The 19,600-nt window shown below is 61.9% G+C and carries 22 protein-coding genes and 1 tRNA gene; 15 read left to right on the forward strand and 8 right to left on the reverse strand.

Translation table 11 applies throughout. The features are described from left to right. Nucleotides 1–32 precede the first annotated feature (32 nt). Nucleotides 33–380: a diacylglycerol kinase family protein gene (locus SFU85_01660; GenBank protein MDX6765476.1), complete on the reverse strand. Its 348-nt coding sequence runs from the start codon at nucleotides 378–380 to the stop codon at nucleotides 33–35. Between the two features lie 158 nt (nucleotides 381–538). On the opposite strand from SFU85_01660, the gene SFU85_01665 reads away from it, so the two are divergent. Then, nucleotides 539–802 carry a hypothetical protein gene (locus SFU85_01665; GenBank protein MDX6765477.1) on the forward strand — a complete coding sequence of 88 codons (264 nt, stop codon included), beginning with the start codon at nucleotides 539–541 and terminating at the stop codon, nucleotides 800–802. After that, on the forward strand, nucleotides 803–1,228 hold the full coding sequence (locus SFU85_01670; GenBank protein ID MDX6765478.1) for a TA system VapC family ribonuclease toxin: 426 nt from the start codon (nucleotides 803–805) through the stop codon (nucleotides 1,226–1,228). Nucleotides 1,229–1,527: 299 nt separating this feature from the next. Here the strand turns inward: SFU85_01670 and SFU85_01675 are convergent, their stop codons facing one another. From SFU85_01675 to SFU85_01695, 5 genes are read right to left on the reverse strand one after another with little or no spacing between them, the layout of a single operon-like run. Next, complete coding sequence (locus SFU85_01675; protein ID MDX6765479.1) at nucleotides 1,528–2,214, reverse strand: LUD domain-containing protein; 687 nt, start codon at nucleotides 2,212–2,214, stop codon at nucleotides 1,528–1,530. Beyond that, on the reverse strand, nucleotides 2,211–3,641 hold the full coding sequence (locus SFU85_01680) for a LutB/LldF family L-lactate oxidation iron-sulfur protein (GenBank protein ID MDX6765480.1): 1,431 nt from the start codon (nucleotides 3,639–3,641) through the stop codon (nucleotides 2,211–2,213). Before SFU85_01680 ends, SFU85_01675 begins: the two co-directional genes overlap by 4 nt. 47 nt (nucleotides 3,642–3,688) lie before the next feature. Beyond that, nucleotides 3,689–4,405 carry a (Fe-S)-binding protein gene (locus tag SFU85_01685; protein ID MDX6765481.1) on the reverse strand — a complete coding sequence of 239 codons (717 nt, stop codon included), beginning with the start codon at nucleotides 4,403–4,405 and terminating at the stop codon, nucleotides 3,689–3,691. Nucleotides 4,406–4,438: 33 nt separating this feature from the next. After that, nucleotides 4,439–5,269 (reverse strand): HAD family hydrolase, encoded by an 831-nt coding sequence (locus SFU85_01690; GenBank protein ID MDX6765482.1) that lies wholly within the window; start codon nucleotides 5,267–5,269, stop codon nucleotides 4,439–4,441. After that, the gene (locus SFU85_01695; protein MDX6765483.1) at nucleotides 5,266–5,679 is read right to left on the reverse strand and encodes an EVE domain-containing protein; all 414 of its coding nucleotides are present in this window, start codon (nucleotides 5,677–5,679) and stop codon (nucleotides 5,266–5,268) included. Before SFU85_01695 ends, SFU85_01690 begins: the two co-directional genes overlap by 4 nt. Nucleotides 5,680–5,773: 94 nt before the next feature. Here SFU85_01695 and SFU85_01700 point away from each other — a divergent pair, with 94 nt between their 5' ends. From SFU85_01700 to SFU85_01760, 13 genes are all read left to right on the forward strand, one after another. After that, nucleotides 5,774–5,929, forward strand: coding sequence for a small basic protein (locus tag SFU85_01700; GenBank protein MDX6765484.1), 156 nt, complete (start codon nucleotides 5,774–5,776; stop codon nucleotides 5,927–5,929). A 39-nt stretch (nucleotides 5,930–5,968) separates the two neighbouring features. Beyond that, a complete protein-coding gene (locus SFU85_01705; protein MDX6765485.1) occupies nucleotides 5,969–6,871 on the forward strand; it encodes a pseudouridine synthase in 903 nt (300 codons plus the stop codon). Between the two features lie 77 nt (nucleotides 6,872–6,948). After that, nucleotides 6,949–8,346 carry an argininosuccinate lyase gene (gene argH / locus SFU85_01710; protein ID MDX6765486.1) on the forward strand — a complete coding sequence of 466 codons (1,398 nt, stop codon included), beginning with the start codon at nucleotides 6,949–6,951 and terminating at the stop codon, nucleotides 8,344–8,346. Nucleotides 8,347–8,388: 42 nt separating this feature from the next. Then, complete coding sequence (locus SFU85_01715) at nucleotides 8,389–9,681, forward strand: diaminopimelate decarboxylase (protein MDX6765487.1); 1,293 nt, start codon at nucleotides 8,389–8,391, stop codon at nucleotides 9,679–9,681. A 150-nt stretch (nucleotides 9,682–9,831) separates the two neighbouring features. Continuing rightward, nucleotides 9,832–10,647: a diaminopimelate epimerase gene (dapF, locus tag SFU85_01720; GenBank protein MDX6765488.1), complete on the forward strand. Its 816-nt coding sequence runs from the start codon at nucleotides 9,832–9,834 to the stop codon at nucleotides 10,645–10,647. Further along, the gene (gene dapA, locus SFU85_01725) at nucleotides 10,634–11,515 is read left to right on the forward strand and encodes a 4-hydroxy-tetrahydrodipicolinate synthase (GenBank protein MDX6765489.1); all 882 of its coding nucleotides are present in this window, start codon (nucleotides 10,634–10,636) and stop codon (nucleotides 11,513–11,515) included. Before dapF ends, dapA begins: the two co-directional genes overlap by 14 nt. Nucleotides 11,516–11,517: 2 nt before the next feature. After that, a complete protein-coding gene (gene dapB, locus SFU85_01730; protein MDX6765490.1) occupies nucleotides 11,518–12,255 on the forward strand; it encodes a 4-hydroxy-tetrahydrodipicolinate reductase in 738 nt (245 codons plus the stop codon). Continuing rightward, nucleotides 12,252–12,743, forward strand: a complete 492-nt coding sequence (folK, locus tag SFU85_01735; protein ID MDX6765491.1) for a 2-amino-4-hydroxy-6-hydroxymethyldihydropteridine diphosphokinase — start codon at nucleotides 12,252–12,254, stop codon at nucleotides 12,741–12,743. Before dapB ends, folK begins: the two co-directional genes overlap by 4 nt. Continuing rightward, nucleotides 12,725–13,507, forward strand: coding sequence for a 3-methyl-2-oxobutanoate hydroxymethyltransferase (panB, locus tag SFU85_01740; GenBank protein MDX6765492.1), 783 nt, complete (start codon nucleotides 12,725–12,727; stop codon nucleotides 13,505–13,507). Before folK ends, panB begins: the two co-directional genes overlap by 19 nt. Before the next feature lie 97 nt (nucleotides 13,508–13,604). Continuing rightward, entirely contained in the window at nucleotides 13,605–15,023 is a 1,419-nt protein-coding gene (locus tag SFU85_01745) for a sigma-54 dependent transcriptional regulator (protein ID MDX6765493.1), read from the forward strand. Nucleotides 15,024–15,072: 49 nt separating this feature from the next. Continuing rightward, a tRNA-Thr gene (locus tag SFU85_01750) sits at nucleotides 15,073–15,144 on the forward strand. Between the two features lie 421 nt (nucleotides 15,145–15,565). Continuing rightward, entirely contained in the window at nucleotides 15,566–17,413 is a 1,848-nt protein-coding gene (locus tag SFU85_01755) for a lysophospholipid acyltransferase family protein (protein MDX6765494.1), read from the forward strand. 44 nt (nucleotides 17,414–17,457) lie between these two features. Then, nucleotides 17,458–18,267: a hypothetical protein gene (locus SFU85_01760; GenBank protein ID MDX6765495.1), complete on the forward strand. Its 810-nt coding sequence runs from the start codon at nucleotides 17,458–17,460 to the stop codon at nucleotides 18,265–18,267. On the opposite strand, the gene SFU85_01765 is transcribed toward SFU85_01760, so the two are convergent. Further along, nucleotides 18,196–19,254, reverse strand: a complete 1,059-nt coding sequence (locus tag SFU85_01765; GenBank protein MDX6765496.1) for a 3-deoxy-7-phosphoheptulonate synthase — start codon at nucleotides 19,252–19,254, stop codon at nucleotides 18,196–18,198. The genes SFU85_01760 and SFU85_01765 overlap by 72 nt on opposite strands. A gap of 40 nt (nucleotides 19,255–19,294) precedes the next feature. Further along, nucleotides 19,295–19,582 (reverse strand): hypothetical protein, encoded by a 288-nt coding sequence (locus SFU85_01770; GenBank protein MDX6765497.1) that lies wholly within the window; start codon nucleotides 19,580–19,582, stop codon nucleotides 19,295–19,297. Nucleotides 19,583–19,600 lie beyond the last annotated feature (18 nt).

The following is a 19,600-nucleotide window of genomic DNA, read 5'->3' on the forward strand; positions in this document are numbered from 1 at the left end:
AGCCAACGGAGTTAACGAAGCAAGGCACTTGTTTAGGCAAAGAAGACACATCCCGCGATGGCCAGGGAAGTGAAAGCGGCGAGGAGGACGCCGGCGGCGGCCACATCTTTGAGGTCGCGGATTTTCGCATCCTTTTCGGTCGTTACCCGGTCGGCCAGCCATTCGAGGGCGGTGTTGAAGGCCTCCGCCGTCCAGACCAGACCGATGGCCAGGGACAACAGCCCCCATTCGACTGCGGATGCTTTTTGCCAGATCCCCGCCACGATGACCACAAGCGTGGCCACCAAGTGAACCCGGGCGTTGGTCTGGCTGCGGATGAGCAGCGTGATTCCCCGGAAAGCAGGCGGAAACGAGCGGAGGATTTTGAAAACGGGGTGCATATAAGGGGTTTAAGTTGGGCTTTTTTTCTTGAGGCTCAACTTCCATCCCATCATGTGCATTTCTTAAACACAGGAAAGCATCTTTACATATAAGCGTATTCGCATAAATTGGCTTTATGAGGACAACCCTCGATTTGCCAGACTCTCTTTTTCGGGAAGTGAAAACACGCGCCGTCCAACAAGGCGTCACGCTCAAGGACCTTCTCGCCAACTACATCGAAGCTGGGTTGCGCCGTCCGTTCCCCCCGGAAAAAGACGGTGCGCGGACGAACGTTCGCCCCCCTTTGCCTGTCGCCATTCCCCGCGTTCCAGGGGCTCCCCTGCATCCCGCCCTGACGAATGCGGAACTCGACGCCCTGCTGGATGGAGAAGATGCAGCCCACCATCGTCGTGTGCTTGCCCGGCCCTCCACATCCGGATAAATGGACATCCCGGACATCAACGTCTGGCTGGCCTTGGTGGATCAAAATCATGTCCACCATGCATCTGCGGTGCGTTATTGGGAGGAAACGGCGGATTCTCAGATGGCCTTCACGCGTGTTTCGATGATGGGACTGCTTCGTCTCAGCACCCAGCCGGGTGTGCTCAGTCGCACGCTCACCGCCGCGGAAGCTTGGCGGACTTACCACCAACTGATGGCGACCCCCGGAGTCACCTACCTGGCCGAACCTGCTTCCTTGGAAACCCGCTTCGCCGCACTCACCACCGAGACCGATCTGCCTCGTCGTCTGTGGACGGATGCCTACCTCGCCGCATTTGCCATGGCCGGCGGCTCCCGCCTTGTTTCCTTCGACGTCGATTTCAATCGGTTCCCCGGCTTGAACTTCCTCTGCTTACAACCGGTCTGATTTCCACCACCGAAAAAACCCAAGGCAGGTTACTCGCGCAAAGACGCGGAGGCGCAGGGGTGAGGCAAGTTTAAAGTTTTCAGACTTAAGTTTTAAGCAGGATCTCTTTGTAACCGGGGAATCCTTTGCCCGGTCAGCATTTCGGAAATCCGATAGTCGCCAGTTTGGCTTCAATACTAGAAAGGAAAAAATCGGACCCAGTCGTTGGGAGCAGTGGGCTCTTTCAGACCTCCGATAACTGCATAAATGTGGAAGGTAGGATCACAGATCTCTTCTGATCAGAAACCTAGGACCGGGGACTACTGACCAAGGACCAGTACAACTGTCAACTTTTTCGGTCCGTGGGCGCCGAGGACGAGGATGCGCTCGATGTCACCTGTGCGGCTGGGGCCGGTTTCGAAACACATCATGCTGGGAAGGTGGTCGCCGTATTTCTTTTCGATCAGCCGGAAGGCGGCGGGAAGGTCGGGCAGCAATTGATCCGCACTAGCAATGACCACGTGGTGAGGGGGGAGGATGGAGAGGGTGCGTCCACCGGCTGAAGCCGAGGTCGCGAGGACGCCGCCGGTCTGGGCGACGAGGCAGTCGCAGGCGGTCAGGCTGACGTCGGTTTTTTCCAAGGCGGCGGCATCGTAGTGGCCGTCGGTGGAAAATCCCGGCAGGTCGAGGGCATGACGCGCGGGATCGACATGGGGGTCAGTGTGCCAGGCGGCGGATTGCCAGCCGTGGCGCGCCTTGAGGTCGGCCATGACCGCAGGAAGTTGGGCCGACGAGGTCGTGATGAATTCTGTTTTGAGAAGTTCCGAACGTTCCCGGAACGCGGCCAGGCGGCCTTCCGGGGTGTCGGTCACGGCGGGGAGCCAAGCGGCGTAGCCGCTGGGAGCAGACGACGGTTGACTGTGGGCAGAGGAAGGATGGGAAAGCTTCGCTGGCGTTTGTAGAGCTTCCTTGATCCGGGCAAAGACGATGGCGCGATCGTCGCTCATTTCTGGCCTCCGTCGTCCGTCATCTGTTGTCCGGCCTTACGGCTCTCCCACCATTCCCGGAAGGCATACGGGGGCGGTTCGGGTAGGTCGCGGAACCGGGTCCACGAGATGAGGGGGTCGAAGGGGGTGGCTTTGACGAGGGAATGCAGGGGCTGGAAGAGGCGTCCGAGTTTTCCAGCCAGGGCGTAGAGTTTGGGTTGGGCGGCCAGCCAGCCGAAGCCGAGGAAGAGCGGAAGTTCCCACCAGATTTTTTTGCCCTGGATGGCGTTGCGGCGGTTGTGCAGCAGGTGGTGGTGGAGGTCGATCTTGACCGGGCAGGCGTCGGTGCAGGCGCCGCAGAGCGAGGAGGCGGAGGAGAGGTGTTTCCACGTTTGCAGTCCGCGGAGGTGGGGCGTGATGACCGAACCGATGGGCCCGGGGTAGGTGGTGCCGTAGGAATGGCCGCCGACGTTTTTGAAAATGGGACAGACGTTGAGACAGGCCCCGCAGCGGATGCAGTGGAGAGCGTCGCGTTGTTGGGCATCGGCCAGGAGGGTGGTCCGGGCGTTGTCCATGATGATGAGGTGGAATTCCTCGGGGCCGTCGCTTTCGCCTGATTTGCGCGGGCCGGTGATGATCGTGTTGTAACAGGTGACGTGCTGGCCGGAACCCGCGGTGGCGAGCATGGGCAGGAGGAGGGCCAGGTCTTCCATTTTGGGGATGACCTTCTCGATGCCCATGATGGCGATGTGGATGCGGGGGAGCGAAGTTGTGAGTCGTCCGTTGCCCTCGTTGGTGCACATGACCATGGAGCCGGTTTCCGCCACGGCGAAGTTGACCCCGCTGATGCCGATGTCGGCGTCGCAGTATTTCTGCCGGATGGCGCGCCGGGCGATCATGGTGAGTTCTTCCGGGCTGTCGGTCTGGGCGGAGCCGAGCTTGTCGTGGAAGAGGTTGGAAATTTCATCCCGCTTGAGGTGCATGGCGGGGAAGACGATGTGGAAGGGGGGTTCCTGGCGGAGTTGGACGATGAATTCGCCCAGATCGGATTCGACGACTTCGAAGCCCTCGGCTTCCAAGGCCTGGCTGAGGTGGATTTCCTCGCCGGTCATGCTCTTGGACTTGATGACGGACTTGGCCTGGTGCTGGCGGATGATCGAGATGATGTGTTCCTTGGCACGGTCGCCGTTGGCGGCGACAAACACCTTGGTGCCGCGGGCCTCGGCTTTCTCGATGAACTCCGGCAGGTAGCGGTCGAGGTGTTCGACGGCCTCGTGTTTGATCGCGGCGGCGGCGTCGCGGGCGGCCTGCCAGTCCTGGAAGCGGTCCTTGTTCTCGTCGCGTTTGACCTCGTAGCCTTTGAGCGCACGGCGGATGAAGGCGCGGGTGTCTTCGCGGTCGTGGTAGTCCGAACTGCCGAGCTGGAAGGATTTGGAGGGAGCAATCACAAATTTGAACAGAAGGTAACCAAGTTAAGGAAGCAATACAGGAGCAGTTATTTGGAAGCCAGGACCTCGGCGAGGTGGAGGCTTCGGATGGGTTGTTTTTGGCGGTCGAGCATGCCCTGGATCTGCATGAGACAGCTGGAGTCGTTGGAGATGACGGTGGAGGCGCCGGTCTGGAGGATGGACTGGCATTTGACGTCGCCCATGGATTCGGAGACATGGGGGAACTTGACCGAGAAAGTTCCGCCGAAGCCGCAGCAGCTTTCGGCTTCACCCATTTCGATCAGCTCGAGGCCTTTGACGTGTCGGAGGAGATGGCGGGGCTGGCTCTTGATGCGGAGTTCGCGCAGACCGTGGCAACCGTCGTGGAAAGTGGCCTTTGTTTCGAGGCGGGCGCCGAGGTCTTCCACGCCGAGCTTGGTGACGAGGAAGTCGGAGAATTCCCAGACCTTGGCCGAGAGCGCTTTGGCCTCGGCTTCGCGGGGATGGCCGGCGAAGAGTTCCGGGTTGAACACTTTCAGCATGGCCCCGCAGGAACCGGAGGCCGAGACGACGACATCGGCCTTGGCGAAGAGATCGAGCATGCGCTCGGCCGTGCCGCGGGCTTCATCCCAGTAGCCGGTGTTGAAGGCCGGTTGGCCGCAGCAGGTCTGGCCTTCAGGGTAGTCGACCGTGTGGCCGAGTTGTTCCAGGACCTTGACAATACTGATGCCTACTTTTGGGAAATAATGGTCGACGAAGCAAGGAATGAAGAGGGAAACACGCACGGGACAACCAATATGGTTCGGATTGGCCGCTTTTCAATCGGAAAGCGGTTGCAAGATGAGGGCCCGCAGGCCTTCGACCACACCCTGATCGGCGGGTTGGCTGGCGACGAAACCGCCTTCGGCGAGGACCTGGTCCTTGACTTCGGGCAGCGAATTGGAGGGACAGATGAGGTGGTGGGCGTAGCGCCGCTGGAGCATGGGGAGGTCGTTCAGGTTGTCGCCGGCGGCGATGGTGTTTTCGGCCGCGATGCCCTCCTCGGACTGGACCAGGGCCAGGCAACTGCCCTTGTGGAAATCGATGTGGGCGAAGCGCAGGTAAACGGAGTTGCGCACCGCATGGAGGTCGGGATGGGCTTGATAGAGGGGCTCCAGGGCCTCATGGACCGCGCTGGCTTGTTCGTCATCGGTGGCGATGAGGCCGAGGGGCGAGCCGACGTCGCGGATGATTTGCAGCCCCTTGAATTTGGCCAGGTCGCGGCGCATCTGTTCGATCATGGCGTCGGCGCGCTGGAAGAGTTCGGCGTGAACGTCGAAACAGCGGCGGTTCCATTCGCGATGGCCGATGAGAGATCCGTTGTGGACGCGGTGGACTTCGCGTTCGATCAACATGACCCAATCGGGGAGGAACGGGGCCTTCCGGCGGTCGAGTTCTTCACGGAGGCTGTCCCAATCGCGGCCGGTGTTGACGGCCCAGACGACACGGCGGTGCCTGCGGGTTTCGTTGATCCAGGCGAAAAACGCCTCGGCCATCGGCACCGGGGATTGGTGGTCGATGAGGGTGCCGTCGAAGTCCGTGGAAAGAAGGAGCGGGGCGAGCTGGGGATCAGAAGGCGGAGGGCGCAGGGCGGAAGGCAGCGGATTCATGGGTGTGTTCCGAGTTGCAATATCGTTTCGTACTCGGCCGGGGTGATGGGCATGACGGAAAGCCGGGATTGTTTGAGCAGGGCGATGTTCTTGAGTTTCGCGTGGGCCTTGATTTCGGCCAGGGTGACAGGCCGGGGAAGGGCTCGGATCGGTTTGAGGTCGACGACCGACCAATCCCCTTCTTCGGAAGTGGGATCGGGGTAGGCTTCGCGGATGACTTCGGCCAGACCGACGACGGATTTTTCCTCGACGCTGTGGTAGTAGAGGACCGCATCGCCCTTCTTCATGGCCCGCAAGTTGTTGCGGGCTTGGAAGTTGCGGACCCCGTCCCAGGTGGTTTTTTTGTCCTTGAGGAGTTGGGAAAAGGGGTATTTGGTGGGTTCTTGTTTGACGAGCCAATGGGAAGCCATGGCGGGAGATTACGGGACATCCAGCAAATGCCAAACGACAAAGCGTGTACAATCTGCTTGCGGATCATGGCGGCTTCCGTAGCTTTTCAACCTTATGTCACAGCACAAAAGCCTCCGTGGGTCCAGCGCCATTGTCGCCAAGCGCAACGTTCTCAAGCGTTTCGAGCGCGTGGAAGTCATGAAAAAGCGCGGCACATGGAAGTCCGAACAGAAAGTGTACGGACTGCCGAAGACCAAGATCATCGAATAAGGGTTGTCCGCCCTTTTTTCGCAGAGGAATCGTGTGCCCATGTCCTCTGACGCCCCCCGCCTCAATCGCTACCTCGCCTCTTCCGGGCAGGGTTCGCGCCGTGCCTGTGAAACCTTGATCCGCGACGGGCGGGTGACCATCAACGGCCATGTGGTGACCGATCTGGCCACACGGGTCGGTCCGGGTGATGAGGTGGCCGTCGACACCGTTCCCTGCCAAGTGGCGTCCGAGTTGGTTCTGTTGTTGAACAAGCCCAAGGGGGTGATTTGTTCCAAAGCCCAGATGGACGACCGCCCGACCGTTTTCCACCTGCTTCCTCCCAACCTGCCTTCGCTTTTTTATGTGGGCCGCCTGGATGCCGACAGCGAGGGCATGCTCATCATGACCAACAGCGGGGACTTGGCCGAGCGCATCAGCCATCCGCGCAACAAACTGCCCAAGGTGTACGAAGTCCTGCTCGACCGGAATTTTGAAATCAAGGACCGCGAACGGCTCTTGCGCGGCATCGAGACGCCGTTCAGCTTCGGGCGCATGGAATCCGTCGACCCAATGACCGGACCGCGCGCAAGGGTGGTGCTGAGCCAGGGCTTGAAGCGCCAGGTGCGCCTGATGTTCCGCTTTTGCGGATACAAGGTCGTGGGCCTGCGCCGGGTGCAGATCGGCGGCCTGCGCATGGGCGAACTCAAACCCGGCCAATGGCGCGAACTCGACGAGAAGGACCTGCGCCGGCTCATGTCCCTGGATGTGGCTGGAGCGGTGGCCCAGAAGCCCATCCTGCCCAAGTCCTACGCCAAAAAATTGACCGCTGATGGTGAAAAACGCCCGCCCGCCCGCCGTCCTTCGCTCAAGTCGCGTCGCACCGAACTTGACCGTCCGCCGCGTCGCAGGAACAACACCAAAGGACCCCGCTCCCGTCCTTCGGGTCGATCCGGTCGTTCCTGAGATCCGCCGCCCCGGCGGCGAGGTTCAGATTCTTGGTGTCCATCGGGATGGGTTGTGGTTTAGTTTTCCCACCACGCATGAAAAAACCTTCTCCGAAAAAATCCCAGGCGCTTTGGGGCGGACGTTTTGCCTCGGAAACCCACCGCTTGGTGCAGGAACTGGGCAAGTCGGTCCACTACGACCACCGCCTCTACCGGGAAGATATCGCCGGCAGCATCGCCCATGCGCGGATGTTGAAAAAAATCGGCATCCTGAGTGCCGGGGAATTGCGGGCGATTGAAAAAGGCCTGCGCCTGATCGAGGCCCAGATCACGGATGGAAAATTTGCCTGGCTCGACAGTCGCGAGGATGTGCACATGAACATCGAGGCCGCCCTCACCGCGCGCACCCCCGCCGGGGCGCGCCTGCACACCGGCCGCAGCCGCAACGACCAGGTCGCCACCGACATGCGCCTTTGGTTGAAAAAACGCATCAATGAAGACCTCCTGGATGTGGCGGCGATGCAGGCCGCCCTGGTTCGTTGGGCTTCCCGGGACGCGGAGATCCTGCTCCCCGGCTACACCCATCTCCAGCGGGCCCAGCCGGTTTATCTGGCCCACCACCTTCTGGCTTATGTGGAAATGTTGGAGCGCGACAAAGGCCGCCTGTCCGACGCCTGCAAACGGCTGGATCTGCTTCCCCTCGGCTCGGGTGCGTTGGCCGGCAGCACCATCCCACTTGACCGGGAATTCGTCGCCAGGGAACTCGGTTTCGCCGGCGTGACCGCCAACTCACTCGACGCGGTCAGCGACCGGGATTTCATCATCGAGTATGCCTCCGCCGGAGCCCTGGTCGCGGTCCACCTTTCCCGGTTGGCCGAGGACCTCATCCTCTGGTCGACGGCGGAATTCGGCTTCATCCGCATCGGCGACGCCTTCACCACGGGTTCCAGCTTGATGCCGCAGAAGAAAAATCCCGACGTGGCCGAACTCACCCGGGGCAAGAGCGGTCGCGTCATCGGCAACCTTGTTTCCCTGCTCGTCCTGCTCAAAGGCCTGCCTATGACCTACAACCGGGACCTCCAGGAAGACAAGGAACGGCTGTTCGACACCGCCGACACCCTCCGCCTCTGCCTGCGGGTCAATGCGGCCATGCTCGGCGACATCCGGGTCAACCGCGAGGCCTGCGCCCGTGCGGTGGCCGATCCCTGTCTTCTAGCTACCGACATAGCCGACGCCCTTGTGCTCAAAGGCGTGCCCTTCCGCCACGCCCATGAGATTGTTGGCCGCGCGGTCGGCATCGCCGAACAGAAGGGGTGCACCATTGCCGAACTCGGGTTGGCTGAATGGAAGACGCTTTCCGACAAGGTGGACGCCCGCGTCCTGGCGGTCTTTGATCCCGTGGCCGCGCTCGAACGCCGCAAGATGACCGGCGCGCCTTCCCGCAGGCAGGTGAACGCCCAGTTGGCCCGTTGGAAAAAGAAGCTCGGTCTTTGAGCATTTGATTTTTGACCGCGTCGGGGCATGCTTTTTCCTCCCATGAGCCAGCCTTTTCCGTCCCGTAACTCCGATCCAGCATTCCTTCAGCAAATCGCCGACAAGGTCGGCACGCCCTTCTGGCTGGTCGATGCGGCCGAGTTGCGCCGTCGCATCGCCGATGTGAAATTTCTCGTGGATGCCCCCTTCCTGCACGCCCGCTACGCCATGAAGGCCAATCCGGCCGCGCGCATCCTCCGCGAAATCAAGGACCACGGATTGTGGATCGACGCGGTCAGTGCCCATGAATGCCAGCGGGCCATGCGGGCCGGGTTCTCCGGAGGCCAGCGCCCCCCCGAAATCCTCTACACCGCCGATGTCTTCCGCGACCGCTGGCAGGACGTGATCTTGAAAGATGGCATCCTCCCCAACCTCGGTTCGCCCGGCATGGCCCGCGATCTTCAGGAGGCGGGTTACCGCGGCAACGTGGCCCTGCGGGTCAATGTCGGCTTCGGCCACGGACACGTCAACGCCTGTGACACCGGCGGCCCCAGCTCGAAGCACGGCATCTGGTGGGAGGATCTGGGTGAAGCGGCCCGGGCCGTCCGGGCCGCCGGCTGCGAGGTCATCATGCTCCACGCCCATGTTGGCAGTGGTCCGAAGCAACAGGAACTGCGCGACAATCTCCAAAAGCTCGCCGGCGTGTTCCTTGGCCTGGCCAAGGACTTCCCCAAGCTGGAGTCGGTCAGCCTCGGTGGAGGTCTCCCCTACAACTACCGCCAACACGAGGATCTCGACCTGCCCGCACTGAAATCAATCCTGACCGGAGCTCAGCGGGATTTGTCCAAGGCCCTGGCGCGTGATATCCATGTCGAAATCGAGCCCGGGCGTTACTACGTCGTTTCCGCCACCACCCTGGTGGCGAAGGTCCACGACCTGAAGAGCACCCGGACCAACGAGAAAGGCCAGGGGGTGACTTTTGCCATGATCGATGCCGGATTCACCGATCTGGTGCGTCCCGCGATGTATGGCAGCCACCACCGCATCAGCCTCCCGGCGCGGACCGGGGAGCAGGAGGAACCGATTTGTGTGGCCGGACCGCTTTGCGAGAGCGGCGATGTCTTCACCCGCGGGGCCGACGAGATGCTGGAGCCCCGCCAATTGCCGCGTCCGCAGCGGGGGGATCTTCTCTGCCTGCATGATGCCGGAGCCTACGGCTATGCCATGTCGAGCCACTACAATTCCCTCGGACGTGCCCCTCAGGTTTGGGTGGAGGAGGATGGAAGCACCCGGTTGATCTCGCGCCGTGAAACGCTGGAGGACCTGCTGATCCCCGAGTGTGACGAAGCGGTTTGAGATAATCCTTCTCCGGGAGGGCGAAGCTACCGCCGCGCCTTGATTTTTTAAGTTTGATGGAACGGCTCAGCGGGAGCTTCGCCCTCCCGGAGGCGGGTGGTCCCAAACCTTGCATTTCCCCGACGGGACGATACGCTTTTCCCTTAACTTATGGGGGTTCAATTCTGGAAAATGAGCGGTGCGGGCAATGATTTCATCTGCCTCGACAACCGCCGCAAGAAGCTGCGACTGACCAAGAAGCAGATTGCCGCGCTTTGCCACCGCCAGTTCGGCGTGGGTGCGGATGGCCTGCTTGTGGTCGAACCCGGGGATGCCTGCCACGATTTCCGCATGCGATATTACAATGCCGACGGCGGCGAGGCCGACATGTGCGGCAATGGTGCCCGTTGTTTCGCCCGCTACGCCCGGCGCATAGCCCGGGTGCGCAAGCCCGCCCTGGCCTTCCGCACCGGTGCCGGCACCGTGACCGGGGAGTTTCTCGGCGAGGAAGTGCGAGTCGGCCTGACTCCGCCGCAGGACGAGGCTTTAAACCGGCAGGTGGCCACCAGCGCGGGCACCCTCACCGTCCATTCGATCAATACCGGCGTCCCGCATGCGGTGGTGTTTGTCGATGATGTGGAGAAGACGGAGATCGTCAGGCTGGGTTCCGAACTGCGCTGGCACGCCGACTTCCAGCCCAAGGGAACCAACGTCAATTTTGTCCAACGCCTCAGCGCCCGTCGACTGCGTGTGCGCACCTACGAGCGCGGGGTCGAGGGGGAAACCCTGGCCTGTGGCACCGGCGTGGCCGCCGCGGCCCTCATCGCCGCCCGCGTCCACGGACTGGCCAGTCCGGTGGAGATCAAAGTCCAGGGCGGGGATCTCTTGAAGGTTTATTTTGATACCCGGGAGGGCGCATTCACGAACGTCCGCTTGCAGGGGCCGGCGGATTTTGTGTTCGAGGGAGAAATCGATGTCCACGTTTAAGGGAACCACCACCGCGCTCGTCACCCCGTTCAAGAACGGCTTGGTCGACGGCGAAGCCTTTGCCGCCCTGATCGAGCGCCAGATTGCCGCCGGGATCGAAGGCGTTGTCCCCGTCGGCACCACCGGGGAATCCCCGACACTCAATCACGAGGAGCATCTCCGCGTGATCGAATTGGCGGTGCAATACACCAAGGGCCGCACCCGCGTCATCGCTGGCACCGGTTCCAACTCCACCGCCGAGGCCATCGAATACACCCAGGCCGCGGAAAAGCTTGGGGCTGATGCCGCCCTGCTCGTGGCCCCATATTACAACAAGCCGACCCAGCACGGTCTCTACGAGCATTTCATGGCCATCGCCCGTTCGACCGAGTTGCCCCTCGTGCTTTACTCCATCCCGGGGCGGTGCGGCATCGAGATCGGCGTCGAGACGGTGGCCCGCCTGGCCGCTGAAGCTGACAATATCGTCGCCATCAAGGAAGCCGGAGGTTCGGTCGACCGGGTCAGCCGCTTGCGCCAAGCCCTGCCCGACAGCTTTGAGATTCTCAGCGGTGACGACAGCCTGACCGTGCCCTTTATGAGCGTTGGGGCGGTGGGCGTGGTCAGTGTTGCCTCCAACCTCATCCCTGCCGAAGTGAAGTCGCTGGTCGATGCCGCACTGGCCGGTGATTTCAAGCGTGCCGAAACGATCCACCGCAAATACTTTGGGGTATTCACTGACCTGTTTATCGAGAGCAACCCGGTTCCGGTCAAAGCCGCCATGGCCGCCAAAGGTTGGATGACGGAAGAAGTACGCCCACCGCTGGCCGGTTTGTTGCCCGCCAACCGGGAAAAACTCTTCGCCACCCTCCAAAAAGCCGGGGCGGTTTGAACATGAAGACGAAAGTTATCATGGTCGGCGCCAAGGGCCGCATGGGCCAGGCCATCATCCGTTTGGCCCGGGCCTCGTCGGATTATGAGATCGTGGCCGAGGTGGACCAGGGCGACCGTTTGGAAGACGTCATCGCCCGGGCCGATGCGGTGATTGATTTCAGCCACCACACCGCCACCCTGGCAGTGGCGCAACTCTGCGTCCGGCACGGGAAGGCCCTGGCCGTCGGCACCACGGGACACAGCGCGGCCGCCAAGGCCGAGGTCCTGGCCCTGGGTTCAAAAATCCCCCTGATCTTTGCCTCCAACTACTCGGTCGGCGTCAACACCCTTTTCTACCTGACCCGCAAGGCGGCGGAGATCCTCCGCACCTACGACCAGGAAATTGTGGAGATGCACCACCGCCACAAGAAGGATGCGCCCAGCGGCACGGCCCGTTCCTTGGGGGAAATCCTCTGTGAGGTGAAGGGCCGTCCCTACGACGAACTCATCCGGGACGGCCGCAGCGGCGAGCCCGGGGCCCGGACCTCCGACGAGATCGGTATGCACGCCCTCCGCGGCGGTGATGTCGTTGGAGACCATACGGTCATTTTTGCCACCGAGGGCGAGCGGGTGGAACTGACCCACAAGGCCTCCAGCCGCGACACCTTCGCCGGTGGCGCGTTGCGGGCGGCGCGCTGGTTGGTGGGCAAACCCTCCGGGGTCTACACCATGGCCCAGGTGCTGGGTTTGGAGGGATGAAGGTTGGCGTCGGCATCGGCTCCAACCTCGGTGACCGGGGCGCGGAGATCACCGCCGCCTTTGACTTCCTCCGCGTGCTCGATCCCGCTGTCCGCAGATCGCGGATTTACGAATCCGAACCGCTGGATTGTCCGCCCGGCTCCGGGAAATTCCTCAATGCCGCGGCGGTGATTTCCTGGTCGGGTGACCTCTTGGATTTGTTGGACCGATTCCATGCCCATGAAAGAGAAAGGGGCCGGGCTGTGGTGCGCCCGGTCAACGCTCCTCGCCCGGTCGATCTGGACCTGCTTTTCGCGGAGGACTATATTTGCAACACAGCACGGCTGGTTCTGCCCCACCCGAGGATGCGGGAACGGGATTTTGTCCTCCGACCCCTGGCGGAGTTGGAGCCCGATTTCCCGCTTCCCCCTGATGGGAGCAACGTCCAAGATCTCCTGACCCGTTGGCTGCACCAGCACGGGGAGTCGCCATGCCAACCGATCGATTGACCGTTGAGGATATCCGGAATTGGAATCCGGGCCGGCCGTTGCTGGCTCTGACAGCCTATGACCATCCCACCGCGCGCCACTTGGACGGGGCCGGTGTGGAAATCCTCCACGTCGGCGACACCTTGGGCATGGTGGTGCTGGGGTTTGAGGACACCACCCCGGTGACCATGGAAGACATGGTGCGCGCCACCGGCGCGGTGGCCCGCGGACGCTCCCGGGCATTGATCACGGCCGACCTGCCCTTCCAGAGTTACGGGACCCCGGAGCTGGCCCTGGCCAACAGCCGGAGGTTGGTCGATGCCGGTGCCGACGCGGTCAAGATGGAAGGTGGAGCGGAAATCCTTCCCCAGATCCAAGCTGTGCTGGGGGCTGGTATCGCCGTGCAAGGCCACCTGGGCATGCTGCCCCAACATGTCCGGGAAGAGGGTGCCTACCGGCGCAAGGGCAAGCTGGAATCCGAGGCCTCCCGTTTGGAAAACGACGCCCGTCTGCTCGCGGAGGCCGGGGTCTTCTCCCTGGTGTTGGAATGCATCGTCCCTGCCGTTGCCGACCACATCACCCTCGCCGTCACTGTTCCGACTCTCGGGATCGCCTCGGGCTACGGTACCACCGGTCAAATCCGGGTCGTCACGGATCTGACCGGGGCGACCCCCTGGCTGCGGCTGCCCTATGTGGAGGCGGAGTTTCACCTGGACCAGGCCTTGCGGCAGGCCGTGGGGTCATTCCGAGCAAAATGCGCCTCCGCCCGGCACGATGCGCATTAAAAATCGTTGTATCCACCAGCCAAATGACAGAGAATAGAACATTCCGGTGGCATTGTCCGGGCTGACGCCCGGAAGATACCCCAACCCCATACCTTCCATGGCCAAACCGCTCACTGTTCTGCTCATCGATGATGAGATCCTGGTTTGCAATTACATCAAGCAGGTGATCAGCAACCACCAACCGGAGGCCCATGTCGAGGTTTTCGGTGATCCCAAGGAAGGATTGGAGCGGGCACTCAAGGCGGATCTCGATGTCATCATCACCGACCTCATGATGCCGGGGATCAGCGGGTTGGATGTCATCCGCGAATTGCACCGCCTGCGCCCCCAACTCCCGGCCATCCTCATGACCGGCTTCGGAAATCCGGATGTCACCATCGAGGCCGGACGGCTCGGGGTACACGAATTCCTCAACAAGCCGTTCACGGCCGCACAACTGATTGATGCCATTGAATCCGCGGCCGAGTCCTACCGTCTGGCCGCCGAGCCGGTGGTCATTGACAAGCCGCCCCAGGAGGGAAAGACCCTCGTGGGCAAGAGCCATGTCATGCAGGAGATCTTTCTCCAGATCGGCAAGATCGCCGATTCCCCCGTTCCGGTCCTCATCGAAGGGCCGACCGGTTCGGGCAAGGACCTGCTGGCCCGCGCCATTTACCGCCATGGCGAGCGTGCTTCCAAACCTTTCATTGCCATCAATTGCGCCGCCACAACCGAACACGAGTTGGAGACCGAGTTGTTTGGCTATGAAAAAGACGCCTTCCCCGGCGCCGGATCCAGCCGCGCGGGCAAGTTGGAGCAGGCCGAGGGGGGCACGCTCTTCCTCGACAACATCCATGAGATGGGGCTGCAAACCCAGGCCAAGTTCCTCCGCTTCATGCAGGAGGGCGCCACCCACCGCCTGGGCAGCCAGAAGAGCTTCCGCGTCAATGTCCGCATCCTGGCCTCCTGCGAGGACAAGCTCGAACTGGCCGTGGCGGCAAAGAAATTCCGGGATGATCTGTACTTCCGTCTGGCGGTGGTGAAGATGGCCGTGCCCGGCCTGGAAGAACGCCGCGAGGACATCCCGCTGCTGGTGGAGTATTTCCTGCGCCAGCATGGCCCGGTTCTCGGCTTTGCCCGCGCCTCCATCCTGCCCGAGGCCATGGAAAGCCTGCGGCTCATGCGCTGGCCGGGCAATGTCCGCCAACTGGAAAACTTTGTCCGCGAATTGATCCTCAATGCGAGGGAGCACGCCATCACCCCGGCCCATGTCCAGCAGGGGCTCAAACAAAGCCCGGCCGATGCCGTGGCCGACGACACCTTTGCCGGTCTGGTTTCGCGCGTTCTGCGCAAGGTCGAGGCGGGCGAACTTCCCTGTGCCATGCCCACCCTGATGGACATGGTGGAGCGGGAAATTTATGGCCAGGCGCACAAGATGACCCGGGGCAACCGTTCCAAAATGTCCCGGCTCCTCGGCGTTTCCCGCCCGACGGTGCTGGACAAGATCTCGACCCACGGGATCGACAACGTCAGCTGAAGCTCGGGTCTTGTCAGCCGTCGCGGGATCTTTTAATTTATCACGCTCCGCCGGTTTAGCTCAGTGGTAGAGCAGCGGTTTTGTAAACCGCTGGTCATCGGTTCGAATCCGATAACCGGCTCCCCTTTTCCTCCTCCTCCCCAAAATCTCTCCGCGCGAGCCAGTGCCTTTCCGAGCACCCCCACAGAAGAGATGATACCCAATTATGTAGAATCGGCGACAATGTGCCTTACGGGAGGGCGAAGCTCCTGCTGAGCCGCCCTTGGAAGAACGACCTCAAACCGGCTCGGCAGGAGCCTCGCCCTCCCGCTGATCCTGTCGCTCAGCCATGAGGGTTGGGCACTAGGCGCGGAGATGCGGGGTTTTTTCTGCTAAACCGGTCAAGCAAGAACCGGGAACATCCCCTTCCGCTAAACCGGACGCTACAAAAGCCCAAGCTCCACCTTCTGTTTTATGACTATCCTGTCACAGTCGGGTAACAAGCTGGCTAAGTGGCGGCCTAACTCTTCTCTTGGACGGCCCGATTGTTCTATTCTCCGGCGATGGAAGATCCCCGCCCCCAAGTGCCCTTGATCGACCTGCTCCGTTCCCTGCCTTGGTTGGCCCGGGTGCCGGGTGTGCGACTGCTGGTCCGCGGGATCGAGGCGTTGCTCGGATTCCGCGAACTCAACGCCATTTATGCCGGGGTGCGTCGGCGTTGCCTGGAGGAGGGCAAGGATTTCTTCCGTGCTTGCATGGAGGAGACCGGTCTTTCGCGCCGGGTGGACAACGCCGACCTGCTGAAGATTCCTGAAAGCGGACCGGTGGTGGTGGTGGCCAACCATCCCCTGGGCGGTCTCGATGCGATTGCCTTGGCCGACCTGGTCATTTCGCTGCGCCCGGACACCAAGGTCATGGCCAACTATTTGTTGGCCCGCATGCCCGAGAGCCAAGCCCGCCTGATTCCGGTGGATCCGTTTGACGGGGCGGATGCCGGTCGTCGCAACATCGGCTCGATGAAGCAGGCGCTGCGCTGGTTGAACCAGGGCGGCCTCTTGTTGGTGTTTCCGGCCGGTGAGGTGTCCCACCTCCATGCCCGCACCATGACCGTGACCGACCCGGCTTGGAACCCGCACGCGGCCCAGTTGATCCTGCGCACCCGGGCTGCGGTGGTACCGGTGTTTGTCGCCGGACGGAACAGTTGGGTGTTTCAAATCCTCGGACTGATCCATCCCCGCCTGCGCACCCTCCTGCTGGTGCGCGAACTGGTGCGGGCCCGCCGCTCGACCGTGCGAATCCATGTGGGCAACGCCCTGCCGGCTTCCCAATTTGACCACATGGCCTCGGCGGGGGAAATGACCGACTACCTCCGCCTGCAAACCTATGTCCTGCAAGGCCGCGGGGACCACTGGCAGAAACCGGACAGTGTTCCGTTGGTTCCCTTGCAGCCCCTGGCTCCGGCCGAAGATCCCGGGGTCCTGGCCGCGGAAATCCTCTCCCTTTCTGAGGATCGCCTGCTGGCCCGCCACCAGGAATGGGAAGTCCATTACAGTCGAGGGGCGGAATTGCCGGCCGTGCTGCGGGAAATCGGACGCCTGCGCGAGATGACCTTCCGCGAGGTGGGCGAGGGCACCGGACTGGCTGCGGATCTCGAATCCTACGATGAAGATTACGTCCACCTCTTCCTTTGGGACCGCTCGGCCCGCAGCTTGATCGGCGCCTACCGCATCGGGGAATCCGACCGGATCCTGAAGAAAAAAGGTGTACGGGGTCTTTACACCCGGTCCCTCTTCCATTTCCGGCCCGCCTTCGTCCAGGCCATCGGCCCGGCTTTGGAACTGGGGCGGTCATTCATCCGTCCGGAGTACCAGAAGAAGTACCATTCGCTCAACCTGCTCTGGCGTGGCATCGGCGGGTTCCTGCTCCGTTTCCCCCGATACCACACCCTTTTCGGGCCGGTCAGCATCAGCCGGGATTATCATGAGATTTCCCGCAATTTGTTGGTGCAATTCCTGCGCAACCGAAAACAGGACCGTTTGCGCAAACGGATGACCCGGGCGCAGCACCCACCCCGTCCGCCCTGGGTCCCGGGACTGGGGCTGGATGCCGCCGGGGCGCGCATGCAGACCATCGAGGATGTCTCGGCCCTGATCAGTGAGATCGAGAACGATGGCAAGGGCGTGCCGGTGTTGCTGCGCCACTACCTCAAACTCAACGCCCGCCTGATCAATTTCAATGTTGATCCGGCTTTTTCCGATGCGCTGGATGGCCTGGTGGTGGTCGATCTGCGGGAAAGCGAACCGAAGTTGCTTCAGCGGTTTATGGGGAAAGACGGTTTGGAGTCGTTCGCCCACTACCATCGCCGGAATGGGACAGAGGATCTGTCCCCGTTGATAGGTGAATTCCCGTGAAGATTGTCGGTTGGATTCTGGGCGGGATACTGGTGTCTCAAGCGATGGCTCCGGCCCTCGTGCTTGATTGGAACACCCCCGGAATTGATTGGCCTGACCCTTTGCCCCGCGATCTGAGCCAGGGTTTCGATATCGATCCTTCGAATCCGGGCAATGACATCACCATCACAATTGCCGAAGTGGGAGGGACAGGCTTTTTACAAGCCCACGGTTCGGGGAATGAACCTCCGAATGACGTGGTCTTCCACACCGGGGGCACGCCGGGCAATGAGACGCTTTTCCTCAACGTGAATTTTGCCGAGGAAAACGGCTTGGATTATCTGCTCTTCACCATCACGTTTCCCTACGCCCTCGGGGTCAACAACCTGGTCTTCTCCGCCTTCGATGTGGATTCGGTCACGAACGGAGGCCAGAATTTTGTCGATGCCCTGACCAACTTTGCCGGGACCACCCCCTCCGGGGGGACGGTTTATCCGTCCCTGAGCGGCAGTGCGAGCAATGCGGTATCCGGCAGCGGGTCGACGGTGCGGGTCGACGGTACAGGGGGTAATCCCGATGCGGCCGCCGGTGCCAACGTCAGCATCAATTTCGGATCCAATGCGGTGACCCAGATCACCTTCCGATATGGAAGCGGCAACGTGGTGGGTGCCGGGGCCGACCCGACCAGCCAGAGCATCGGGCTGAGTGCGATCTCCTTCGACGCGGTGGTGCCCGAGCCGCAAACCTGGATTGCCGTTCTTTTCCTGGTGTTCTTGGCGGGGGCCACGGAGTGGCGGCGCAGGTCAACCGCGCGCTCGGCGGCTGCGCACGGCTGCGGCCAGTTCATCGAGCAACGGGAGCGTCTGGTCAAATGACAGGCAAGCGTCGGTGATGCTCTGGCCATAGACGGAATTTCCCGGAACGTAGTCCTGTCGTCCCCCGACGAGGTGGCTTTCCAGCATGACTCCGGCCAGGGCGGTTTGCCCGCCGGCGATTTGCGCGGAAAGATTGGCGGCCACATCGGCCTGGCGCAGGTGGTCCTTGTTGCTGTTGCCGTGGCTGCAATCCACCATGAGGAAGTGGGGAAGTTTTTCCGACTGGAGCAGGTCCACCGCTTCCCGGACGTGTTCCGCGCCGTAGTTGGGGCCGGTGCGACTGCCCCCGCGCAGGATGAGGTGGCAGGAATCGTTGCCCTTGGTGCCGAAGATCGCCGCCACCCCCTGCTTGGTCACCGAGGGGAACCAGTGCGGGCTTCGAGCCGAGCGGATGGCGTCCACCGCCATGCGGATGTTGCCTCCGGTGCCGTTCTTGAATCCCACCGTCATGGAGAGGCCGGAGGCGAGTTCGCGATGGATCTGGCTCTCCGTGGTCCGGGCCCCAATCGCACCCCAAGATACCAGGTCGGCAATGAACTGCGGGGTGATGGTGTCGAGGAATTCCGTGGCCGCGGGCAGGCCGAGGGCTACCACATCGCGGAGGAGGGCGCGGGCGGTGCGGAGGCCCTTGTTGATCTCGAAGCTGTTGTCGAGGTTGGGATCATTGATCAGGCCTTTCCAACCGACGGTGGTGCGGGGTTTTTCGAAATAGACACGCATGACCACGAGGAGGTCGGCCTTGAGGCGGTCGGCTACGGGTTTCAACCGAGTGGCGTAGTCCAGGGCGGCAGAGGGATCGTGGATCGAGCAGGGTCCGACGATGACGACGAGCCTGTCGTCGCGCCCGGCGAAAACATCGCGGATGGCGGCGCGGTCGGTGGAGACCTTTTCCTGGAGCGACTCCGCAACCGGGATTTCCTCGATGAGGATGGCCGGGGGCAGCAGGGGGCGCAGGTGGGAGATGCGGACGTCGTCGACCGGGAGCATGAATCCAATACCAGGGCGGAGACTGGAAAGCCTGAAACCGTTACTTGGTGGGGGCGTTGCGCCGGATCTGGTACTTGTCGACGATCGCCTTGGCGTCTTTGTCGTTGTCAGCCAGGGTGAGGAGGTCGTTGATCATGGCTTCGAGACCGGATTGGACCTTGGCCGACTGGTCAACCAACTGCTTGCGCTGTTGGAACTGGTTGGTCATGGCCGAGCGGGTCTGGATGGCATTGAAGATCTGCCAACCCAGGATCAGGCAAAGGGCGAGCGAGAGGAGGGTGAGGGGCAGGAAGGCGTCGAACGAGGATTCTTCGGAATATTCGGACATATGATTGGATGAGTGGAA

The sequence above is a fragment of the Candidatus Methylacidiphilales bacterium genome, from assembly GCA_033875315.1.
Lineage (GTDB): Bacteria > Verrucomicrobiota > Verrucomicrobiia > Methylacidiphilales > CAZTYG01 > JANRJG01.